18 protein-coding genes are annotated in these 15,880 nt (G+C 57.1%); 3 read left to right on the forward strand and 15 right to left on the reverse strand.

Features of this window, described 5'->3' with window-relative positions:
- Window positions 1–2: 2 nt before the first annotated feature.
- The 9 genes from HKD32_RS07905 to purB all read right to left on the reverse strand — a co-directional run bounded on the left by HKD32_RS07905 (window position 3) and on the right by purB (window position 6,928).
- Entirely contained in the window at window positions 3–302 is a 300-nt protein-coding gene (locus HKD32_RS07905; protein WP_061932981.1) for a hypothetical protein, read from the reverse strand.
- A gap of 191 nt (window positions 303–493) precedes the next feature.
- The gene (grxD, locus tag HKD32_RS07910; RefSeq protein ID WP_007281919.1) at window positions 494–829 is read right to left on the reverse strand and encodes a Grx4 family monothiol glutaredoxin; all 336 of its coding nucleotides are present in this window, start codon (window positions 827–829) and stop codon (window positions 494–496) included.
- Between the two features lie 89 nt (window positions 830–918).
- Window positions 919–1,149, reverse strand: a complete 231-nt coding sequence (locus HKD32_RS07915; protein ID WP_023942351.1) for a BolA family protein — start codon at window positions 1,147–1,149, stop codon at window positions 919–921.
- Window positions 1,150–1,152: 3 nt separating this feature from the next.
- Entirely contained in the window at window positions 1,153–3,357 is a 2,205-nt protein-coding gene (gene purL / locus HKD32_RS07920; RefSeq protein ID WP_061932979.1) for a phosphoribosylformylglycinamidine synthase subunit PurL, read from the reverse strand.
- Window positions 3,354–4,055 (reverse strand): phosphoribosylformylglycinamidine synthase subunit PurQ, encoded by a 702-nt coding sequence (gene purQ, locus HKD32_RS07925; protein ID WP_061932977.1) that lies wholly within the window; start codon window positions 4,053–4,055, stop codon window positions 3,354–3,356. The genes purL and purQ overlap by 4 nt, the downstream gene beginning before the upstream one ends.
- On the reverse strand, window positions 4,052–4,453 hold the full coding sequence (locus HKD32_RS07930; protein WP_061932975.1) for a Rap1a/Tai family immunity protein: 402 nt from the start codon (window positions 4,451–4,453) through the stop codon (window positions 4,052–4,054). The genes purQ and HKD32_RS07930 overlap by 4 nt, the downstream gene beginning before the upstream one ends.
- Window positions 4,450–4,692 (reverse strand): phosphoribosylformylglycinamidine synthase subunit PurS, encoded by a 243-nt coding sequence (gene purS / locus HKD32_RS07935; RefSeq protein WP_061932973.1) that lies wholly within the window; start codon window positions 4,690–4,692, stop codon window positions 4,450–4,452. The genes HKD32_RS07930 and purS overlap by 4 nt, the downstream gene beginning before the upstream one ends.
- The gene (gene purC / locus HKD32_RS07940; protein WP_010501729.1) at window positions 4,689–5,453 is read right to left on the reverse strand and encodes a phosphoribosylaminoimidazolesuccinocarboxamide synthase; all 765 of its coding nucleotides are present in this window, start codon (window positions 5,451–5,453) and stop codon (window positions 4,689–4,691) included. The genes purS and purC overlap by 4 nt, the downstream gene beginning before the upstream one ends.
- A 143-nt stretch (window positions 5,454–5,596) precedes the next feature.
- Window positions 5,597–6,928: an adenylosuccinate lyase gene (gene purB, locus HKD32_RS07945; protein WP_061932971.1), complete on the reverse strand. Its 1,332-nt coding sequence runs from the start codon at window positions 6,926–6,928 to the stop codon at window positions 5,597–5,599.
- A gap of 90 nt (window positions 6,929–7,018) precedes the next feature.
- Between purB and HKD32_RS07950 the strand changes: the two genes are divergently transcribed.
- Genes HKD32_RS07950 through HKD32_RS07960 form a run of 3 tightly spaced genes read left to right on the forward strand, consistent with a single transcriptional unit; the run spans window position 7,019 to window position 9,951 of the window.
- Window positions 7,019–7,621, forward strand: coding sequence for a YjbE family putative metal transport protein (locus tag HKD32_RS07950; RefSeq protein WP_010501731.1), 603 nt, complete (start codon window positions 7,019–7,021; stop codon window positions 7,619–7,621).
- Window positions 7,602–9,479: a transglycosylase SLT domain-containing protein gene (locus tag HKD32_RS07955; protein ID WP_194257820.1), complete on the forward strand. Its 1,878-nt coding sequence runs from the start codon at window positions 7,602–7,604 to the stop codon at window positions 9,477–9,479. The genes HKD32_RS07950 and HKD32_RS07955 overlap by 20 nt, the downstream gene beginning before the upstream one ends.
- On the forward strand, window positions 9,466–9,951 hold the full coding sequence (locus HKD32_RS07960) for a CinA family protein (protein ID WP_010501733.1): 486 nt from the start codon (window positions 9,466–9,468) through the stop codon (window positions 9,949–9,951). The genes HKD32_RS07955 and HKD32_RS07960 overlap by 14 nt, the downstream gene beginning before the upstream one ends.
- Window positions 9,952–10,007: 56 nt before the next feature.
- On the opposite strand, the gene HKD32_RS07965 is transcribed toward HKD32_RS07960, so the two are convergent.
- The 6 genes from HKD32_RS07965 to HKD32_RS07990 all read right to left on the reverse strand — a co-directional run bounded on the left by HKD32_RS07965 (window position 10,008) and on the right by HKD32_RS07990 (window position 15,875).
- Window positions 10,008–10,322, reverse strand: a complete 315-nt coding sequence (locus HKD32_RS07965; protein WP_010501734.1) for a hypothetical protein — start codon at window positions 10,320–10,322, stop codon at window positions 10,008–10,010.
- 93 nt (window positions 10,323–10,415) lie between these two features.
- Window positions 10,416–10,889, reverse strand: coding sequence for a type II toxin-antitoxin system RatA family toxin (locus tag HKD32_RS07970; RefSeq protein ID WP_010501735.1), 474 nt, complete (start codon window positions 10,887–10,889; stop codon window positions 10,416–10,418).
- Complete coding sequence (lipA, locus tag HKD32_RS07975; RefSeq protein ID WP_010501738.1) at window positions 10,889–11,857, reverse strand: lipoyl synthase; 969 nt, start codon at window positions 11,855–11,857, stop codon at window positions 10,889–10,891. Before lipA ends, HKD32_RS07970 begins: the two co-directional genes overlap by 1 nt.
- A 4-nt stretch (window positions 11,858–11,861) precedes the next feature.
- The gene (gene lpdA, locus HKD32_RS07980; RefSeq protein WP_061932967.1) at window positions 11,862–13,268 is read right to left on the reverse strand and encodes a dihydrolipoyl dehydrogenase; all 1,407 of its coding nucleotides are present in this window, start codon (window positions 13,266–13,268) and stop codon (window positions 11,862–11,864) included.
- Window positions 13,269–13,271: 3 nt separating this feature from the next.
- Window positions 13,272–14,501 carry a pyruvate dehydrogenase complex dihydrolipoamide acetyltransferase gene (locus tag HKD32_RS07985; protein WP_061932964.1) on the reverse strand — a complete coding sequence of 410 codons (1,230 nt, stop codon included), beginning with the start codon at window positions 14,499–14,501 and terminating at the stop codon, window positions 13,272–13,274.
- Between the two features lie 6 nt (window positions 14,502–14,507).
- On the reverse strand, window positions 14,508–15,875 hold the full coding sequence (locus tag HKD32_RS07990; RefSeq protein ID WP_061932961.1) for a pyruvate dehydrogenase complex E1 component subunit beta: 1,368 nt from the start codon (window positions 15,873–15,875) through the stop codon (window positions 14,508–14,510).
- Window positions 15,876–15,880 lie beyond the last annotated feature (5 nt).

The raw sequence follows: 15,880 nt of genomic DNA on the forward strand, positions 1-15,880 counted from the left end.
GATCAGGTACGGCGGCTACGTGTATGACGATGAGCTGCCGTCGCAACAGAAGCGTGCGGACGGTAAGCCACGTTCCGGATCACAGCGCGATGCCCGCTCCATGCCATGGAATGGCTTGCAGAGTGACGAACGAAATGAACAACAGGGCGGTGATAGACTGGCGTGGCCGTCAGAGCGTCGAATGTCAGCTTGCTGGCTTCAAAATCGGTAATGGCTGCACGGGCATGAGCTTTTCCGGCTCCCATGCAAAGTCCAACTCCCATAATGCCGAGAGCAATTCGGCCAGCCCACTGTCGCGCCATTGATGTGATCCCATCCCTGTTCTGATGAGTTCACCGTATGACGTAAACGCAGAGTTCGACAACCCCGTTTGGGTAAGTTTTAGAAAAAATCAAGGTCTTGCCATTTTTGGGCGCAACATGGCTGAATTGTGGCGGTCGCAGACCTTGCAGAGCGTTGAATTCCGGCCATTTTACAGGCCGGAATTAACAAATCAGGCATTTGCCGTAGCGATTCCCTTTTCAGTCAGCAGCGTTTCAAGTTCGCCGCTCTGGTACATGTCCGTGACGATATCGCAGCCACCGACGAACTCACCCTTGACGTAGAGCTGAGGAACGGTCGGCCACTGGGAGAAATCCTTGATGCCCTGACGGAGTTCAGCGCTTTCAAGAATGTTGCAGGTCTCGAACGGAACACCAAGATGCGTCAGGATCTGCACAACGCGTGCAGAGAAGCCGCACTGTGGGAAGAGCTTGTCACCCTTCATGAACAACATGACCGGGTTTGCGTCGATCAGGTTCTGGATGTGCTGGAACACGGTCTCGGACATTAGGTTTTCCTCTTATGGGCAGAAGAGAGGGGGGCAACCCCTCTCCCACTGTCAGCAGTCACTTCAGAAGGGAATGATTCCCTCGCAGTTCAAGGGGTCAGGGTTTTGAGAGCCATTGCGTGAAGCTCTGTGCCCATTCGGCTTCCGAACGCATCATAAACCAGTTTGTGCTGTCGTACACGCGAAAGCCCCTGAAAGGCTTCACTGACGACCGTGCAGGCATAATGATCGCCGTCTCCAGCCAGGTCCTGGATCGTAATTTCAGCATCCGGGATCGCTGCGAGAATCGTGCGTTCGATTTCAGCGGCACTCATCGGCATAATTCACACCTCCTCACCCATGAATTTCGGGAAAAAGGCAGCGTTGATCTTGCGCAGCCTGCTGGCTTCCAAGGAAATCCCGTCAGCAAGGTTCAGTGACGTGCCGCCAGAGCGACCCAGCTTGCGTGCCGGAACATGAGCTTTTTCAGCCGCGGCAATAAGCTTCTGGGCATCTGGTGTTGCCACGACATAGCAGGCCTGATCTTCACCAAACCAGAACGCATGCAGAGGAAGATTGGACGGAGGCGGATTCAGCGTACAGCCAACGTCCCCAGCCATGACCATTTCGGCAATCGTGACCAGAAGGCCGCCATCTGCGATGTCATGACAGGCTGTCACAGCACCGGCTTCGATCTGACCGCGGACAAAATCGCCATTCCGGCGTTCGGCCACGAGATCAACATGAGGTGGAGCGCCCTCTTCCCGGTGGCAGATTTCACGCAGCCACAGGGACTGACCCAGTTCGCCACGGATTTCACCAATCAGGACAAGACCGTGCGCATCAGGCATGGCAAGTCCAATCGAGCGTGAGGCATCTGCCAGTACACCAAGCGCACCAATAGCCGGCGTCGGAAGAATGGCCTGAGCCAGACCTGTCGGAGAGCGCGTCTCGTTATAGAGCGAGACGTTGCCACTCACAACCGGGAAATCGAGCGCGCGGCACGCATCGCCCATGCCTTTGATGGCTTCTGCGAACTGCGCCATGATTTCCGGACGTTCCGGATTGCCGAAGTTCAGGTTGTCCGTCACGGCAAGCGGCTTCGCACCTGTTGCCGTGATGTTGCGCCATGCTTCGGCAACAGCCTGCGCCCCGCCAATTTTCGGATCCGCCTGACAATACCGCGGTGTGCAATCAGTCGTGAGGGCGAGACCCAGACGGGTGCCTTCCACGCGAACAACAGCAGCATCAGCCGCACCAGGACGACGCGCCGTATTGCCGCCGACAGACCCATCATACTGGTTCCAGACCCAGGCGCGGGAGGCCAGATCCGGGCAACCAATCAGCGTCAGAAGAGCATGTTCCACACCCACTGGATCAGCCGGAGGCTGAATGTGGCGTGGTTTTTCCAGCGGCACAGTCGGGCGGTTATAGATCGGAGCTTCATCGGCCAGCGGTGCCAGTTCGATGTCAGCTTCGATCACGCCTTTGTGCTTGACCGTGATTCGTCCGGTATCGGTCAGATGCCCGACAACAGCGAAATCCAGCTCCCACTTTTCGAAGATGGCGCGCGCCTGTTCGGTGCTTTCCGGCTTGAGAACCATAAGCATCCGCTCCTGGCTCTCAGACAGCATCATCTCATAGGCGGACATGTTGGGCTCGCGCTGCGGAACCGCATCAAGATCCATCTCAATGCCGACGCCACCCTTGCCCGCCATTTCAACGGCAGAAGACGTCAGGCCGGCAGCGCCCATGTCCTGAATGGCGACGATCGCATCGGTTGCCATCAGTTCGAGACAGGCTTCAATCAGAAGCTTCTCGATGAACGGGTCTCCGACCTGCACGGTCGGGCGCTTGGATGCGGCCTCCTCGTCGAACTCGGCGGACGACATGGTGGCACCATGAATGCCATCACGGCCCGTCTTGGAGCCGACATAAACGACCGGATTGCCCACACCAGCAGCTGCAGACAGGAAGATCTTGTCCTGCTTGGCCACGCCAACCGTCATGGCGTTGACGAGCGGATTGCCGTCATAAGCCTTGTGAAAGTTGACTTCGCCGCCGACCGTCGGAACGCCTACGCAGTTGCCGTAGCCACCAACGCCGCGAACCACGCCGTCAACAATACGGCGCGTTCCCGGTGTTTTCGGATCACCGAAACGCAAGGCATTCAGATTGGCGACCGGACGGGCGCCCATGGTGAAAACGTCACGCAGGATGCCACCCACGCCGGTCGCAGCGCCCTGATAGGGCTCTATGAAAGACGGGTGGTTGTGGCTCTCCATCTTGAAGACAGCAGCCAGACCCTCGCCAATATCCACAACACCTGCGTTTTCGCCCGGCCCATGGATAACCCACGGAGCCTTGGTTGGCAGCGTCTTGAGATGGATGCGGGAGGATTTGTAGGAGCAGTGCTCCGACCACATGACCGAGAAAATCCCAAGCTCCGTAAAGCTCGGGGTCCGGCCCATGATGGTCAGGACCTTCTCATATTCCTCGACCGTCAGACCGAAGGACTGAGCCAGTTTGGCGTCGATTGTCACACTCATCCGACGAGAGCCTCCACAAGGCCTTTGAAGAGCGGCACACCATCGGTGTCACCGATTTCCGGGTCAGTCAGGTTTTCCGGGTGCGGCATCAGACCGCAGACACGGCCGTTTTCGCTCAGGATGCCGGCGATGGAACGAGCGCTGCCATTTGGGTTCACATGGCGGTCATCATGCGAAACCTCGCCTTTGGCACCACAGTAGCGAAACGCCACACGGCCCTCACCTTCGAGACGTGCAAGCGTTTCGTCAGAAGCGGTGTAGTTGCCGTCCCCATGCGCCAGAGGCGCGCGGAAAACATCGTCGGAAGACCAGCCCTGCGTGAAGGGAGACGATGCGTTCTCGACCTTCAGATGGCAGTCCTGTGACAGGAACCGCAGACCGGCATTCCGAAGCAGCGCACCCGGCAGAAGATGGGCTTCCGTCAGGATCTGGAAGCCATTGCACACACCCAGAACGTGACCGCCCTTCTCGGCGAAGGCTTTGACCTCGCGCAGGATGGGGGAATGAGCCGCCATGGCGCCACTGCGCAGATAATCCCCAAAGCTGAAGCCACCCGGCAGAACCACGAGATCCAGATCACCGAGAGATGTCTCACGATGCCAGATCATTTTCGGGGTCTGACCAGAGACCAGTTTCAGGGCATGCACCATGTCGCGCTCCCGGTTCGTGCCGGGAAATACGACGATACCTGCCTTCATTTCTGGCCCTCCGCTGGAGCCGATGCTGCGGCATGGCACGGATAAGCCTCGTGCAGAGCACGATAAACGGCCTTTCCACCAGGCTGCGTCAGGGCATCAGTGTGCGCGTGCAGCCATGAAATCAGCTTGCCACGAACCTGCGTGGTGGTCTCACTCGTCGGAACGCAGAACGACACCGGGGCGCCGGCATCATCGGCATAGCTGTCGTATTTCTTGGCCCAGACTTCGCTGTCCATCACGCCAGCGAGATAGGCATCGCACAGAGCAGTGGACTTGTTGGCCGAGCACATATTGCCCAGAGCCTTGCCGGAGACCTTGGAGACGCGTTGTGCGTGAGCCGGAACGGCAGTTGCAACCAAAAGGCCGGTTGCCAGAAGGGCTGCGGAGAAGAGCTTCATGCTGCCACCTCGACGCTGAAATCCTCGATCACTTCATTGGCCAGAAGAGCGCGGGCCATGGCTTCACCCTGCTGGATCGCCTCGGCCTTGTCCGTTGCAGGGACGTCCAGTTCGACAACGCGGTTCACACGGACTTCGCCGATACCTTTGAAGCCAAGAGACTCAAGTGCATGGCCAACAGCCTTGCCCTGAGGATCAAGAACGCCGTCTTTCAGGGAAACAAAAACGCGGATCTTCACTGTACTGCCTCCGGACCCTTGAGGTCTCCATTGCTGGCTTCGGGAAGAATCCCGAGACGCCGTGCGACTTCCTGATAAGCCTCTTCGACGCGGCCCATGTCCCTGCGGAACCGGTCCTTGTCCATCTTCTCGCTGGTTTTGGCGTCCCACAGGCGGCAGTTGTCTGGAGAGATCTCGTCAGCGACGATGATCCGCATCTCCTCGCCTTCCCACAAACGGCCGAATTCCAGCTTGAAATCAACGAGCGTAATGCCGACACCCATGAAAATTCCCATCAGGAAATCATTGGTCCGGAGTGCCAGTGTGTTCATATCATCCAGGTCCTGCGGCGAGGCCCAGTCGAACGCGGCGATATGCTCCTCCGAGACCATTGGGTCTCCCAGGGAATCATTCTTGTAATAATATTCGATGATGGTGCGTGGCAGGCGCGTTCCTTCGGGAATGCCCAGACGCTTGGCGATGGAACCGGCCGCGACATTGCGGACCACAACTTCCAACGGGATGATCTCGACTTCCCGGATCAGCTGCTCGCGCATGTTCAGACGGCGGATGAAGTGCGTGGGGATGTTGATGTCGTGCAACTTCATCATCAGGTGTTCGCTGATGCGGTTGTTCAGCACACCCTTCCCCGTGATGATGCCACTTTTCGCACCGTTTCCGGCGGTGGCGTCATCCTTAAAATACTGCACGAGTGTTCCGGGCTCTGGTCCTTCAAAAAGAACCTTGGCTTTGCCTTCGTAAAGCTGGCGGCGGCGGGCCATGAGCAATCCTTACTGCGTTGCGCCGTCCCGGTTCACAGGGATGCGGAAACGGCTGGTCCAGCGACGGTTTTCCGGTTCCATAGCATTGCGGAACCGGAACCGCGAGAGTGCGGGAAAACTATTCCCGCCCAAGTTTGTCCAGATTAGCCGAAAACGCGGCTGTAGATACGATCAATCTGCTTGAGATGCTGTGCCGGATCGAAAGCGCGATCCAGAACCTCGGCACTCACACGACCTGACACTTCCGGGTCTGCCTCCAGATTTTCGCGGAACGTGCGGAAGCCCGGCTTACCCAGCTTCGTCCAGGTCTCCATGGCGTTGCGCTGCACGATCCGGTAGGCGTCTTCACGGGAAATCCCGGCACGGGCCAGAACCAACAGAACTTCGCCGGAATGGACCACGCCACCAAGGCTTTCCATGTTGGCGATCATCTGATCCGGATAGATCACCAGCTTTTCCATCATGCCAGCCAGACGGATCAGCGCGAAATCAAGCCCGATCGTCCCGTCCGGGCAGATGTTACGCTCCACGGAAGAATGGCTGATGTCCCGCTCATGCCACAGTGCCACGTTCTCAAGGGCTGGAACGACGTGCGAGCGGATCAGGCGGGCAAGGCCAGTCAGGTTCTCGGAAAGAACCGGATTCCGCTTATGCGGCATCGCGGAGCTGCCCTTCTGCCCCTTGTGGAAAAACTCTTCCGCTTCCCGGACTTCCGAACGCTGGAGGTGACGTACTTCAACGGCCAGACGCTCAATGCCACTTGCAATGACGCCAAGCGTGCAGAAGAATGCAGCGTGGCGGTCACGCGGGATGACCTGCGTGGAGACGCTCTCTGCGACAAGCCCGAGCTTGTCGGCGACATATTCTTCAACAGCCGGGTCGATATGCGCGTAGGTGCCAACGGCGCCAGAAATGGCGCAGACCGCGATTTCCTTGCGAGCCTGAAGCAGGCGCTCTTTGTTGCGGGCAAATTCAGCGTAATGACCAGCCAGCTTCAGGCCGAAGCTCGTTGGCTCTGCATGGATGGCGTGGCTGCGGCCGATCGTGACAGTCAGCTTGTGCTCATAGGCGCGTGTCTTGAGGGCTTCCAGAACGCGATTCAGATCTTCCAGAAGAAGATCGGCGGCCTGAGTCATCTGAACAGACAAACATGTGTCCAGCACGTCGGAAGACGTCATGCCCAGATGAACGAAGCGGCTGTCCGGACCAACTTTTTCCGCAAGCCAGGTCAGGAACGCAATCACGTCATGGCGCGTTTCAGCCTCGATCTCGTCAATTCGGGCCAGATCAGCATCGGAGAATGCAGCCATGGCAGCATCCCCCTTCTCACGGATGGTTTTGGCTGATTCGACAGGCATAGCGCCCTGTTGAGCCATGGCTTCACAGGCCAGAGCTTCGATTTCGAACCAGATCCGGTAACGGTTGGCGGGCGACCAGATCGCGGTCATCTGGGGGCGGCTGTAACGCGGAACCATGAGAACTCCGGAAGCGAGTGGGGCTTTACGAGGGCTGCTTAGACCAAATACGAAGAGATTGCACGGACCCCTTTTGGAAGAAATGACCCTTTGACGCCCGATACCCTGACCCACGCCCTGATCGCGCTCGCGCAGGTAACGCTGATTGACATTACCCTTGCCGGAGACAACGCGGTTGTCATCGGGATGGCGGTGCGTAGTCTCCAGGGGCGTCAGAGACGGCTTGCCATCCTGATCGGGACAGCTTTTGCAGCTCTCCTGCGTGTGGGATTAGCCCTTGTTGCCGCACGCCTTCTGGCGGTTATCGGCCTGACACTCGCCGGTGGTTGCCTGCTTCTGTGGGTCTGCTGGAAGATGTACCGGGAACTTCGTCACAGCGATGCCGAAGCGGAAGTGGATGCTCCGTCCCGACTGGGGCCTGCCATTCTCAAGATTATCGTGGCCGATCTTTCCATGAGCCTGGACAATGTTCTTGCGGTTGCAGGGGCTGCTGTCGGACACCCTTGGATTCTCGTTGGCGGCCTGGCTTTTTCCGTATTGCTGATGGGAATTGCGGCGTCGTTCATTGCAGGGCTCCTTGCCCGTTATCGCTGGATCGCCTGGTGTGGTCTGCTTGTTGTGCTGGCCGTGGCGATTGAACTCATCATCCGCGGCGGAGGAGAAATCTGGCATCATGTTGTGCTGCCGAGCTAAACGTCCCGTTCTGCTGGCTGCGGCTCTTTTTATGGGAGCCGCAGCGCCTGTTCCGAACGTAACGCCCCCTGTCCGGGACAGGCTCGTCCAGTGGCTTCAGCTGGTGTCACCTGGCGCAGGTAATCTCCCTGCAGAGACCTATCAGGTATTTCTGGTGCAGACGCCGACTTGGCCGCAGCGGGCAAAAATGATGTGGCGTTACCAGACCGCCCTCGCCCACACATCCGATCCGGCAATGCTTGACCGGCTTTGCCCAACATTGCCGCTGACAATGGTGGCAGCATTTCTGGCATGCTCCGACCATGTGTCGGATGCCGCTGCAAAGGCCCGTAATCTTTGGATTTCTGGCGCTGGTAATGCGCAGGAGGAAGTTTCTCTTCTTAGCCTTTACGGTGCGACTTTTACCCCAGAGGACCAGTGGCGCCGCTATGAGCGTCTTGAAAGCTCCGGACAAATTTCGGCTGCAAGTCGCCAGGTTGATCGCCTTCCTGCGGATCGGCAGGCATTAGCGGAGGCCCGCCTCGCCGAGCGTGCAGCGTCTCCAGATGCCGACACGGCTTTCAATACTCTTTCATCTCGTGATCGGTCAGACCCCACGCTGCTCCGTTATCGTTTGAAGGCGCTGCGGCGTGGAAATCGTCTGGATGAAGCATTAGCCCTCTGGATGTCGGAAGGCTATGCTCTTCAGGCTGCTGCCCCATCGCACGACTGGTCGAGCGAAAGAGCCAATCTTGCGCGAGCTTTTCTTCTGGCAGGCCGGACGCAGGACGCTTATGCGCTTGCCCAGGATACGACACTGCCTCTTACCGAAATTGATCGTCAGGAAGCCCAAAATCTTTCGGGTTTCATCGCTTTGCGACTGCTTGAAGACCCGCAAAAAGCCGAGCAGTTTTTCAGTCCTTTGCAACAGGCAACCTCGCTCGCCATGCAGGCGCGAGGTTGGTACTGGACCGGGCGAGCCCGACAAGCCCTGAAAGACGATGGTGGTGCACAGATGGCCTTCCAGCAGGCCACACGCTTTCCCACGACATTTCATGGTCAGCTCGCTCAGGCTGCACTGACTCAAGAACTGTCCTTGCTTGTCTCCGGTGCGTCGTCACCTGATTTCGATCATGCCCTCCTGCAGGATTTGCAAGCACTCCCCGCTCTGAATGCGGGGGTATTGCAGAGACAGGATCTGGTTGAGGCGGCCTCCGAACTCGCACAGTCGGGCGATCTGGAGCATGCAAAAGATTTTCTTCTTCTACTTCAGATCGCAAATCCATCACCTGAAGGGCAGAAAGCGGTCGCTGATCTGGGGGGACGTTTGAATGTTCCAGCTGCTGAAGTTTTTGCAGCACATGCCCTGTCTCGAAAAGGAGTGGCTCTTTATCCGCAAGGGTTTCCTGATCCTTGGCCTGCAGCCTCTACAATCCCGGTGGGTCTCCTTCCTGCTATTATTCGGCAGGAAAGTGGGTTCGACCCTTCTGCAATCAGCAGTGCACATGCCATTGGTTTGCTACAAATTCTTCCTGCAGCAGCGAAGGATGTTGTCCGGCGCGGTCATCTCGGCGGAATCAATGTTTCAGCTGCAGCCTTGCTCAATCCGCAGACCAATCTGACCGTCGGAAACGCATATGTGTCGCAGCTTCTGACACGGTTTGAAAATACCATTCCCTATGCACTCGCTGCCTATAATGCAGGTCCGCACAGAGTGGATCTCTGGCTCAAGGCAAATCCTCCGGCTGATCCGCTGACGGAAGATGGGCTTCTGGATTGGATCGAGCGCCTGCCTTACCGGGAAACGCGGATGTATATCGAGAATATCGAGGCAAACATGATGGTTTATCGGGTGAGTGCAACCAATGTCCGAAACTGACTTTCAAACCCTTTCGGAAACCGTGCTGAAGCATCTTTCCGACCGCAAAATGCGCCTTGTCACCGTAGAAAGCTGTACAGGGGGAATGATCTGCGCGGCATTGACAGATATCCCGGGATCTTCAGCTTTTATTGAGGGCGGCTTTGTAACGTATTCCAATGCTCTTAAAACAAGCGCCGCCGGTGTTCCTGAGGATATTTTGTCTCGCTATGGGGCAGTCAGTGAGGAAACTGCGCAGGCTATGGCGGAAGGTGCATTATGGCATGCGACGGATGCTACGATCGCCATTTCGGTTACAGGCATTGCGGGTCCTGATGGCGGAACGCTTACCAAGCCTGTTGGAACGGTTTGTTTCGGGTTGTCCATCTTTCAGGGGGCAAGTCTTACAGAACGCCATGTTTTCCCAGGTAACCGCTCAGATATACGGCGAGCGACAGTGAGACATGCTCTGGATATGATCCTGAAAGTCTGAAATAAAAAATCCCCGCTGCCGAGCGGGGATTTTTTATTAGCCAAACGATTGGAAACTTACTGTCCGTCGTTTGGAGCAGTCGCAGGCATTGTGGAAGCTGGCGGGACTGATGGCGCAGGAGCCGTAGGAACGACAGCAGATGTCGGAACCGTTGCAACCGGTGTCGGCGGTGCTGGAGGCTGGACCTGAACCGGTGTCTGTGCCTGCTGGAGAGAACGTGCGTTCAGGGCATCAGTGGCTGAGACTTCATCGGATTTCTGGGCATGCGCACCAGACTTCTTGTGATGGTGGCCGTGATGTTCGGCCATGGCAGGAGAAGCAGCAGCAATCAGAGCCGAGAGAGCAAATGCGCCGAAGGAAAGCGTCTTCATTGCGTAATCCTTTCATGACACCATTCGGTGGTTGGGCCTGAAACGGCCCATGGCCCAAATAGTTCATAATATATTACGGTATTTCTTTCTCGGTCAGGAAAGTCCTGGCTGTTGAGCTGCGCGGCTCTGAGCTGTCTGTACCCCATAGGTATCCCGCGCTCTTTTGATGAACGCGGAGACCATCAGGCGAACACCTTCGTTGAACACCACGCCCATGGCATTTTGCAGCAGACGCGAACGAAACTCGAAGTCCACGAAGAAATCGACCAGACAGCCCCGTGGGTCCGGCGTGAACGTCCAGACATTGTTCAGATATCGGAAAGGCCCCTTTTCGTAGCGGACCCGAATACGTGAGGGACGCTCGAGCGTAACGCGGCTGGTAAACGTCTCGCGAAAAGGTCCGAAACCGATGGTCAGGTCTGCTACAAGTTCCTGCTCTGTCTGGGACTTGATGGCGGCTTTGACACACCATGGCAAGAACTGCGGATATTTCTCCACATCTGCCACCAGATCAAAAAGCTGTTCCGGTGTGTAGGCAATCAACCGTTGCTCGGCATGTGTCGGCATCAGAGACTTTCTTTCAGACGGCTGTTCCGCGCGGCCTGGAGCTTCGCGAAATCGCTGTCCGCATGATAGGAGGATCGCGTCAGAGGGCTTGCGCTGACCTGAAGAAATCCTTTCGAACGGGCAGCGGCAGCATAGCCGTCAAACTCTTCCGGCGTAACAAACTTTTCGACAGCCGCATGCTTGACGCTTGGCTGAAGGTACTGCCCCAACGTCAGAAAATCGACATCGGCGACCCTGAAATCATCCATGACCTGCCATACTTCCATCTTCTCCTCACCAAGGCCCAGCATCAGGCCAGACTTGGTGAAAATGGATGGATCGAGCCTCTTCACACCGTCCAGCAGACGCAACGACTGGTAGTATCGCGCACCTGGGCGAATTGTGGGATAGAGACGCGGTACAGTCTCGATATTGTGATTGAAAACGTCCGGCCGTGCCTCCACCACGATCTCCAAGGCACCTGGTTTCCGAAGAAAATCAGGCGTCAGGATCTCAATGGTTGTTTCCGGGGAGGCTGCACGGATCGACTGAATGACATGCGCGAAGTGACGTGCACCGCCATCCGCAAGATCATCACGATCAACCGATGTGATAACAACATGCTTCAGGCCCAGCTTCGCGACAGCTTCGGCAACCCGGCGCGGTTCATCGGTATCCAGCGCCTTGGGCAGGCCTGTGGTCACATTGCAGAACGAGCAGGCCCGTGTGCAGATTTCCCCCATGATCATCATGGTCGCATGGCGCTGGGACCAGCATTCCCCGATATTCGGGCAGGCTGCTTCTTCACAGACCGTAACCAGATTGGCCTCCCGCATCAGAGCCCGTGTCTCGTGATACACGGGATGATTGGGCGCCTTTACCCGGATCCAGGATGGCTTGCGCTGGATCGGGTTGTCAGGACGATGTGCCTTCTCCGGGTGGCGGAGAGCAGACATCTCACGATGATCTATGGTGATGCGCTGGGACATGGCGTCAGATATGGAGCGGACCGTCGAAGGCCGCCAGAGTGGCTTCGTGCATCGTCTCGGAAATTGTCGGATGCGGGAACACTGTCTCGATCAGTTCTGCTTCCGTCAGTTCACCAGTACGGGCAATGACATAGCCCTGGATCATTTCCGTGACTTCCGCGCCAATCATGTGTGCGCCCAGAAGTTCCCCTGTCGTGGCATCAAACACGGTCTTGACCATGCCTTCCGTCTCACCCATCGCGACGGCCTTACCGTTCGCCATGAATGGGAAACGCCCGACACGAACCTTGTGGCCTGCGGCAATAGCCTTTTCCTCGCTCAGACCCACCGAAGCGATCTGTGGGCGGGAATAGGTGCAGCCCGGAATGTTCAGTGCATGCAGAGGCTGTGGGGAACGGCCGGCAATCTTTTCAACGCAGAGAATGCCTTCATGGCTTGCCTTGTGAGCAAGCCATGGAGCGCCCGCAACGTCACCGATGGCATAGATACCCGGCTCTGCCGTGCGACAGAAGCCATCCGTGACAATATGCGTCCGATCGACCTGAACCTTGGTCCCTTCAAGGCCAAGATCCTCAACGTTTCCAACAATGCCAACGGCGCAGATCACGCGATCCACCGTCAGGTCAACCGTGCCGGATGCGCTTTCAATGGTGGTGGAAACCTCGTTTTCACCTTTTTGAAGCGGACCAACCTTTGCGCCGGTGATGATCTTCATCCCCTGCTTCTCAAATGCCTTGCGAGCGGCGGCGCTGATCTCGGGGTCTTCGGCAATCAGAATTCGGTCCGCAACTTCCGCAATGGTCACTTCGCTGCCCATGTTGCGATAGAAGGATGCAAATTCGATACCAATGGCACCAGAACCAATGACCAGCAGGCGTTTCGGAAGCTCGGTCGGGGTCATGGCTTCACGCGCACCCCAGATCAGCTTGCCATCTGTCTCCAGACCCGGAAGCTGACGGCCACGTGCGCCAGTCGCCAGAATGACGTTGGGCGACTTGATGACCGCCACTTCGGCGTCATCCTTGGTGATGGAAACCTTGTGCGCTTCCCCTGCCCGGCCAGCCAGTTTTGCCCGACCGTCAAAGGTCGTGACTTTGGCTTTCTTGAGCAGATGAGCAATGCCGCCGCCCATACGGCGTGCAATACCGCGGGATCGCGCAACAATCTTGGGGAGATCAAAAGACACATTTTCGGCCGAGAAGCCGAAGGTGCCCAGATCATGCAGGAGGTGATGAATCTCGGCAGACCGCAGGAGCGCTTTGGTTGGAATGCAGCCCCAGTTTAGGCAGACACCGCCAAAATGCGTGCTTTCCACGATGGCAACGCTCATGCCGAGCTGGCTTGCCCGAAGTGCTGCGACGTAACCGCCAGGACCGCCACCAACAACGATCAGATCGAAAGTATCGGACATGGATCAGACCACCAGAGTGTAAGGGTTCTGTACGATATCGCGCAGGGCGTTCAGCCACTGTGCGCCAAGCGCGCCATCAACGGCACGATGATCAACAGAAAGTGTCGCCGTCATGACGGTTGCAATTGCAAGCTGGTCTCCCCGCACAACAGCGCGTTTCTCACCTGATGCAATGGCCAGGATACCAGCCTGCGGCGGATTGATGATCGCCGCGAAATCCCGAACGCCAAACATGCCCATGTTCGAAATGGAGAACGTGCCGCCCTGAAATTCTTCCGGCTTCAACTTGCCTGCACGGGCGCGCTTGGCCAAATCCTTGGCTTCACGGCTGATCTCACGCAGGGATTTCTGGTCCGCATTGCGGATAATCGGCGTGATGAGGCCTTCCGGGATGGAGACAGCCATCGAGATGTCCACATTCTCGAAATGCAGTGTTTCGGCATCGGTAAACTGAACATTGAGACCGGGCTGCTTCTTTAGTGCGAGCCCGACCGCCTTGATCATCATATCGTTGACGGAGATCTTGAAGCTGTTGTCCTCAGCCGTGGCGTTCAGTTTCGAACGCAGGGCCAGCAGAGCATCAAGTTCGATGTCCACGGATACATAGAAGTGCGGAACCTGTGTCTTTGATTCCGTCAGGCGCCGCGCAATCACCTTCCGCATTGTGGAGTTCGGAACGCGCTTTATATCCCCGTCGGTAGCAACCGGGGTCGCAGGGGTCGTTTTCGGCGCGACCGGTGCAGCGTTGCCGCCCTTCTCCACATCCCGCTTCAGAATACGACCGTTCGGGCCGGTCCCGTTTAGGGATCCAAGAGCAATTCCGCGGTCTTTAGCCATGCGTTTTGCCAGCGGGGAGACGAAAATACGCTCGCTGCTCTCCTCTTTCGACGCGGCTTTGGCACTTGCTGGAGGTATATTTGCAGCAACAGGCTCAGCGGCCGGAGCAACGGCAGCAGGAGTCTGTGCCGCAGATGCGTCAGGTACATCTTCGCCTTCCTCAACCAGAATGGCGATAGGTGTGTTGACTGCAACACCCTCTACGCCTTCCTGAACAAGAATGCGGCCGAGAATACCCTCGTCCACGGCCTCGACTTCCATCGTGGCCTTGTCGGTCTCAATTTCGGCGATCACATCGCCGGCTGAAACCTTATCGCCCTCATTCTTGAGCCAGCGGGCCAGTTTGCCTTCGGTCATTGTCGGCGACAGGGCCGGCATCAGGATATCGGTTGCCATTGTTGGTCAGTCCCCGAACTGCTTGCGGACTGCTTCCACAACCCATTCGGGTTTCGGAAGTGCCAGTTTTTCAAGATTGGAAGCATAAGGCAGCGGCAGATCAAGGCCGCAGACGCGGGCTGGCGGTGCATCGAGCCAGTCGAATGCCTGCTCAACGGCAACCGTGCAGATTTCTGCACCGATACCTGCAACCGGCCAGCCTTCCTCAACGGAGACAATCCGGTTCGTCTTTTTGACGCTCTTGATGATGGTCTCGGTATCCACCGGACGCAGAGTGCGCAGGTTGATGACTTCGGCCTCAATGCCTTCTTCGGCAAGTTTTGCCGCAGCATCCAAAGCCACGCCGACCATGATGGAGAACGCGACCAGCGTAACGTCCTTGCCTTCACGTTCGATCTTGGCCTTGCCAATTGGCAGGATGAAGTCTTCATCCGTCGGGCATGGGAACTTCTGTCCGTACAGAATTTCGTTTTCCAGCACGACAACCGGGTTCGGGTCGCGGATAGCCGCGCGCAACAGGCCCTTCGCATCAGCGGCAGACCAAGGAGCCACAACCTTCAGTCCCGGGATATGAGCATACCAGCTTGCAAAGCACTGGGAGTGCTGTGCGCCCACGCGCGCTGCGGCACCATTAGGGCCGCGGAATACAATGGGGCAGCCCATCTGACCACCGGACATATAAAGTGTCTTGGCAGCAGAATTAATAATATGATCAATGGCTTGCAGAGAAAAGTTCATGGTCATGAACTCAACGATCGGCTTCAGCCCTGTCAGTGCTGCGCCAACTGCCATTCCCGTAAAGCCATGCTCGGTGATTGGCATGTCGATGACGCGCTTTTCACCAAATTCGTCCAGAAGACCCTGACTGATTTTGTACGCACCCTGATACTGGGCAACTTCCTCACCCATCAGGAAGACGTCTTCGTCGCGGCGAAGTTCTGCGGCCATTGCATCCCGCAGCGCTTCACGAACAGTGATGTTCTTCGTTTCGCCCCAGTCCTTTTCCTCTTCCGCCTGTTTGATGGCCGGAGCCTCAACGATGGCAGGAGCAGATGGGGTTTCAATCGCAACAGGTGTGCCAGCAGCCGGATCAGCCGGACGTGTTACGTTGTCTGCCGCCGCCGCATCTTCACCGTCTTCAAGCAGAACGGCGATAGGTGTATTGACGGCAACGCTCTCACTGCCTTCGGGAACCAGAACCTTGCCGAAGACGCCGTCTTCAACAGCTTCGACTTCCATCGTGGCCTTGTCGGTTTCAATTTCAGCGATCACATCGCCCGACTTTACAGCCTCGCCCGGCTGACGGAGCCAACGCGCAATCGTACCTTCGGTCATGGTCGGCGACAGGGCCGGCATCAGAATCAGAGATGCCATGGAAC

Source organism: Gluconobacter japonicus, assembly GCF_015244665.1.
Lineage (GTDB): Bacteria > Pseudomonadota > Alphaproteobacteria > Acetobacterales > Acetobacteraceae > Gluconobacter > Gluconobacter japonicus.

Excerpts from the sequence above, each read along its gene's own strand:
- HKD32_RS07970 (WP_010501735.1), bottom strand. The coding sequence starts at position 10,889 with ATGCCGACACATGCCGAGCAACGGTTGATTGCCTACACACCGGAACAG.
- HKD32_RS07915 (WP_023942351.1), bottom strand. The coding sequence starts at position 1,149 with ATGCCGATGAGTGCCGCTGAAATCGAACGCACGATTCTCGCAGCGATC.
- purL (WP_061932979.1), bottom strand. The coding sequence starts at position 3,357 with ATGAGTGTGACAATCGACGCCAAACTGGCTCAGTCCTTCGGTCTGACG.
- HKD32_RS07905 (WP_061932981.1), bottom strand. The coding sequence starts at position 302 with ATGGCGCGACAGTGGGCTGGCCGAATTGCTCTCGGCATTATGGGAGTT.
- purQ (WP_061932977.1), bottom strand. The coding sequence starts at position 4,055 with ATGAAGGCAGGTATCGTCGTATTTCCCGGCACGAACCGGGAGCGCGAC.
- HKD32_RS07965 (WP_010501734.1), bottom strand. The coding sequence starts at position 10,322 with ATGAAGACGCTTTCCTTCGGCGCATTTGCTCTCTCGGCTCTGATTGCT.
- purC (WP_010501729.1), bottom strand. The coding sequence starts at position 5,453 with ATGGCCCGCCGCCGCCAGCTTTACGAAGGCAAAGCCAAGGTTCTTTTT.
- HKD32_RS07985 (WP_061932964.1), bottom strand. The coding sequence starts at position 14,501 with ATGGCAACCGATATCCTGATGCCGGCCCTGTCGCCGACAATGACCGAA.
- purB (WP_061932971.1), bottom strand. The coding sequence starts at position 6,928 with ATGGTTCCGCGTTACAGCCGCCCCCAGATGACCGCGATCTGGTCGCCC.
- HKD32_RS07990 (WP_061932961.1), bottom strand. The coding sequence starts at position 15,875 with ATGGCATCTCTGATTCTGATGCCGGCCCTGTCGCCGACCATGACCGAA.
- lipA (WP_010501738.1), bottom strand. The coding sequence starts at position 11,857 with ATGTCCCAGCGCATCACCATAGATCATCGTGAGATGTCTGCTCTCCGC.
- lpdA (WP_061932967.1), bottom strand. The coding sequence starts at position 13,268 with ATGTCCGATACTTTCGATCTGATCGTTGTTGGTGGCGGTCCTGGCGGT.
- HKD32_RS07955 (WP_194257820.1), top strand. The coding sequence starts at position 7,602 with ATGTTGTGCTGCCGAGCTAAACGTCCCGTTCTGCTGGCTGCGGCTCTT.
- HKD32_RS07960 (WP_010501733.1), top strand. The coding sequence starts at position 9,466 with ATGTCCGAAACTGACTTTCAAACCCTTTCGGAAACCGTGCTGAAGCAT.
- grxD (WP_007281919.1), bottom strand. The coding sequence starts at position 829 with ATGTCCGAGACCGTGTTCCAGCACATCCAGAACCTGATCGACGCAAAC.
- HKD32_RS07930 (WP_061932975.1), bottom strand. The coding sequence starts at position 4,453 with ATGAAGCTCTTCTCCGCAGCCCTTCTGGCAACCGGCCTTTTGGTTGCA.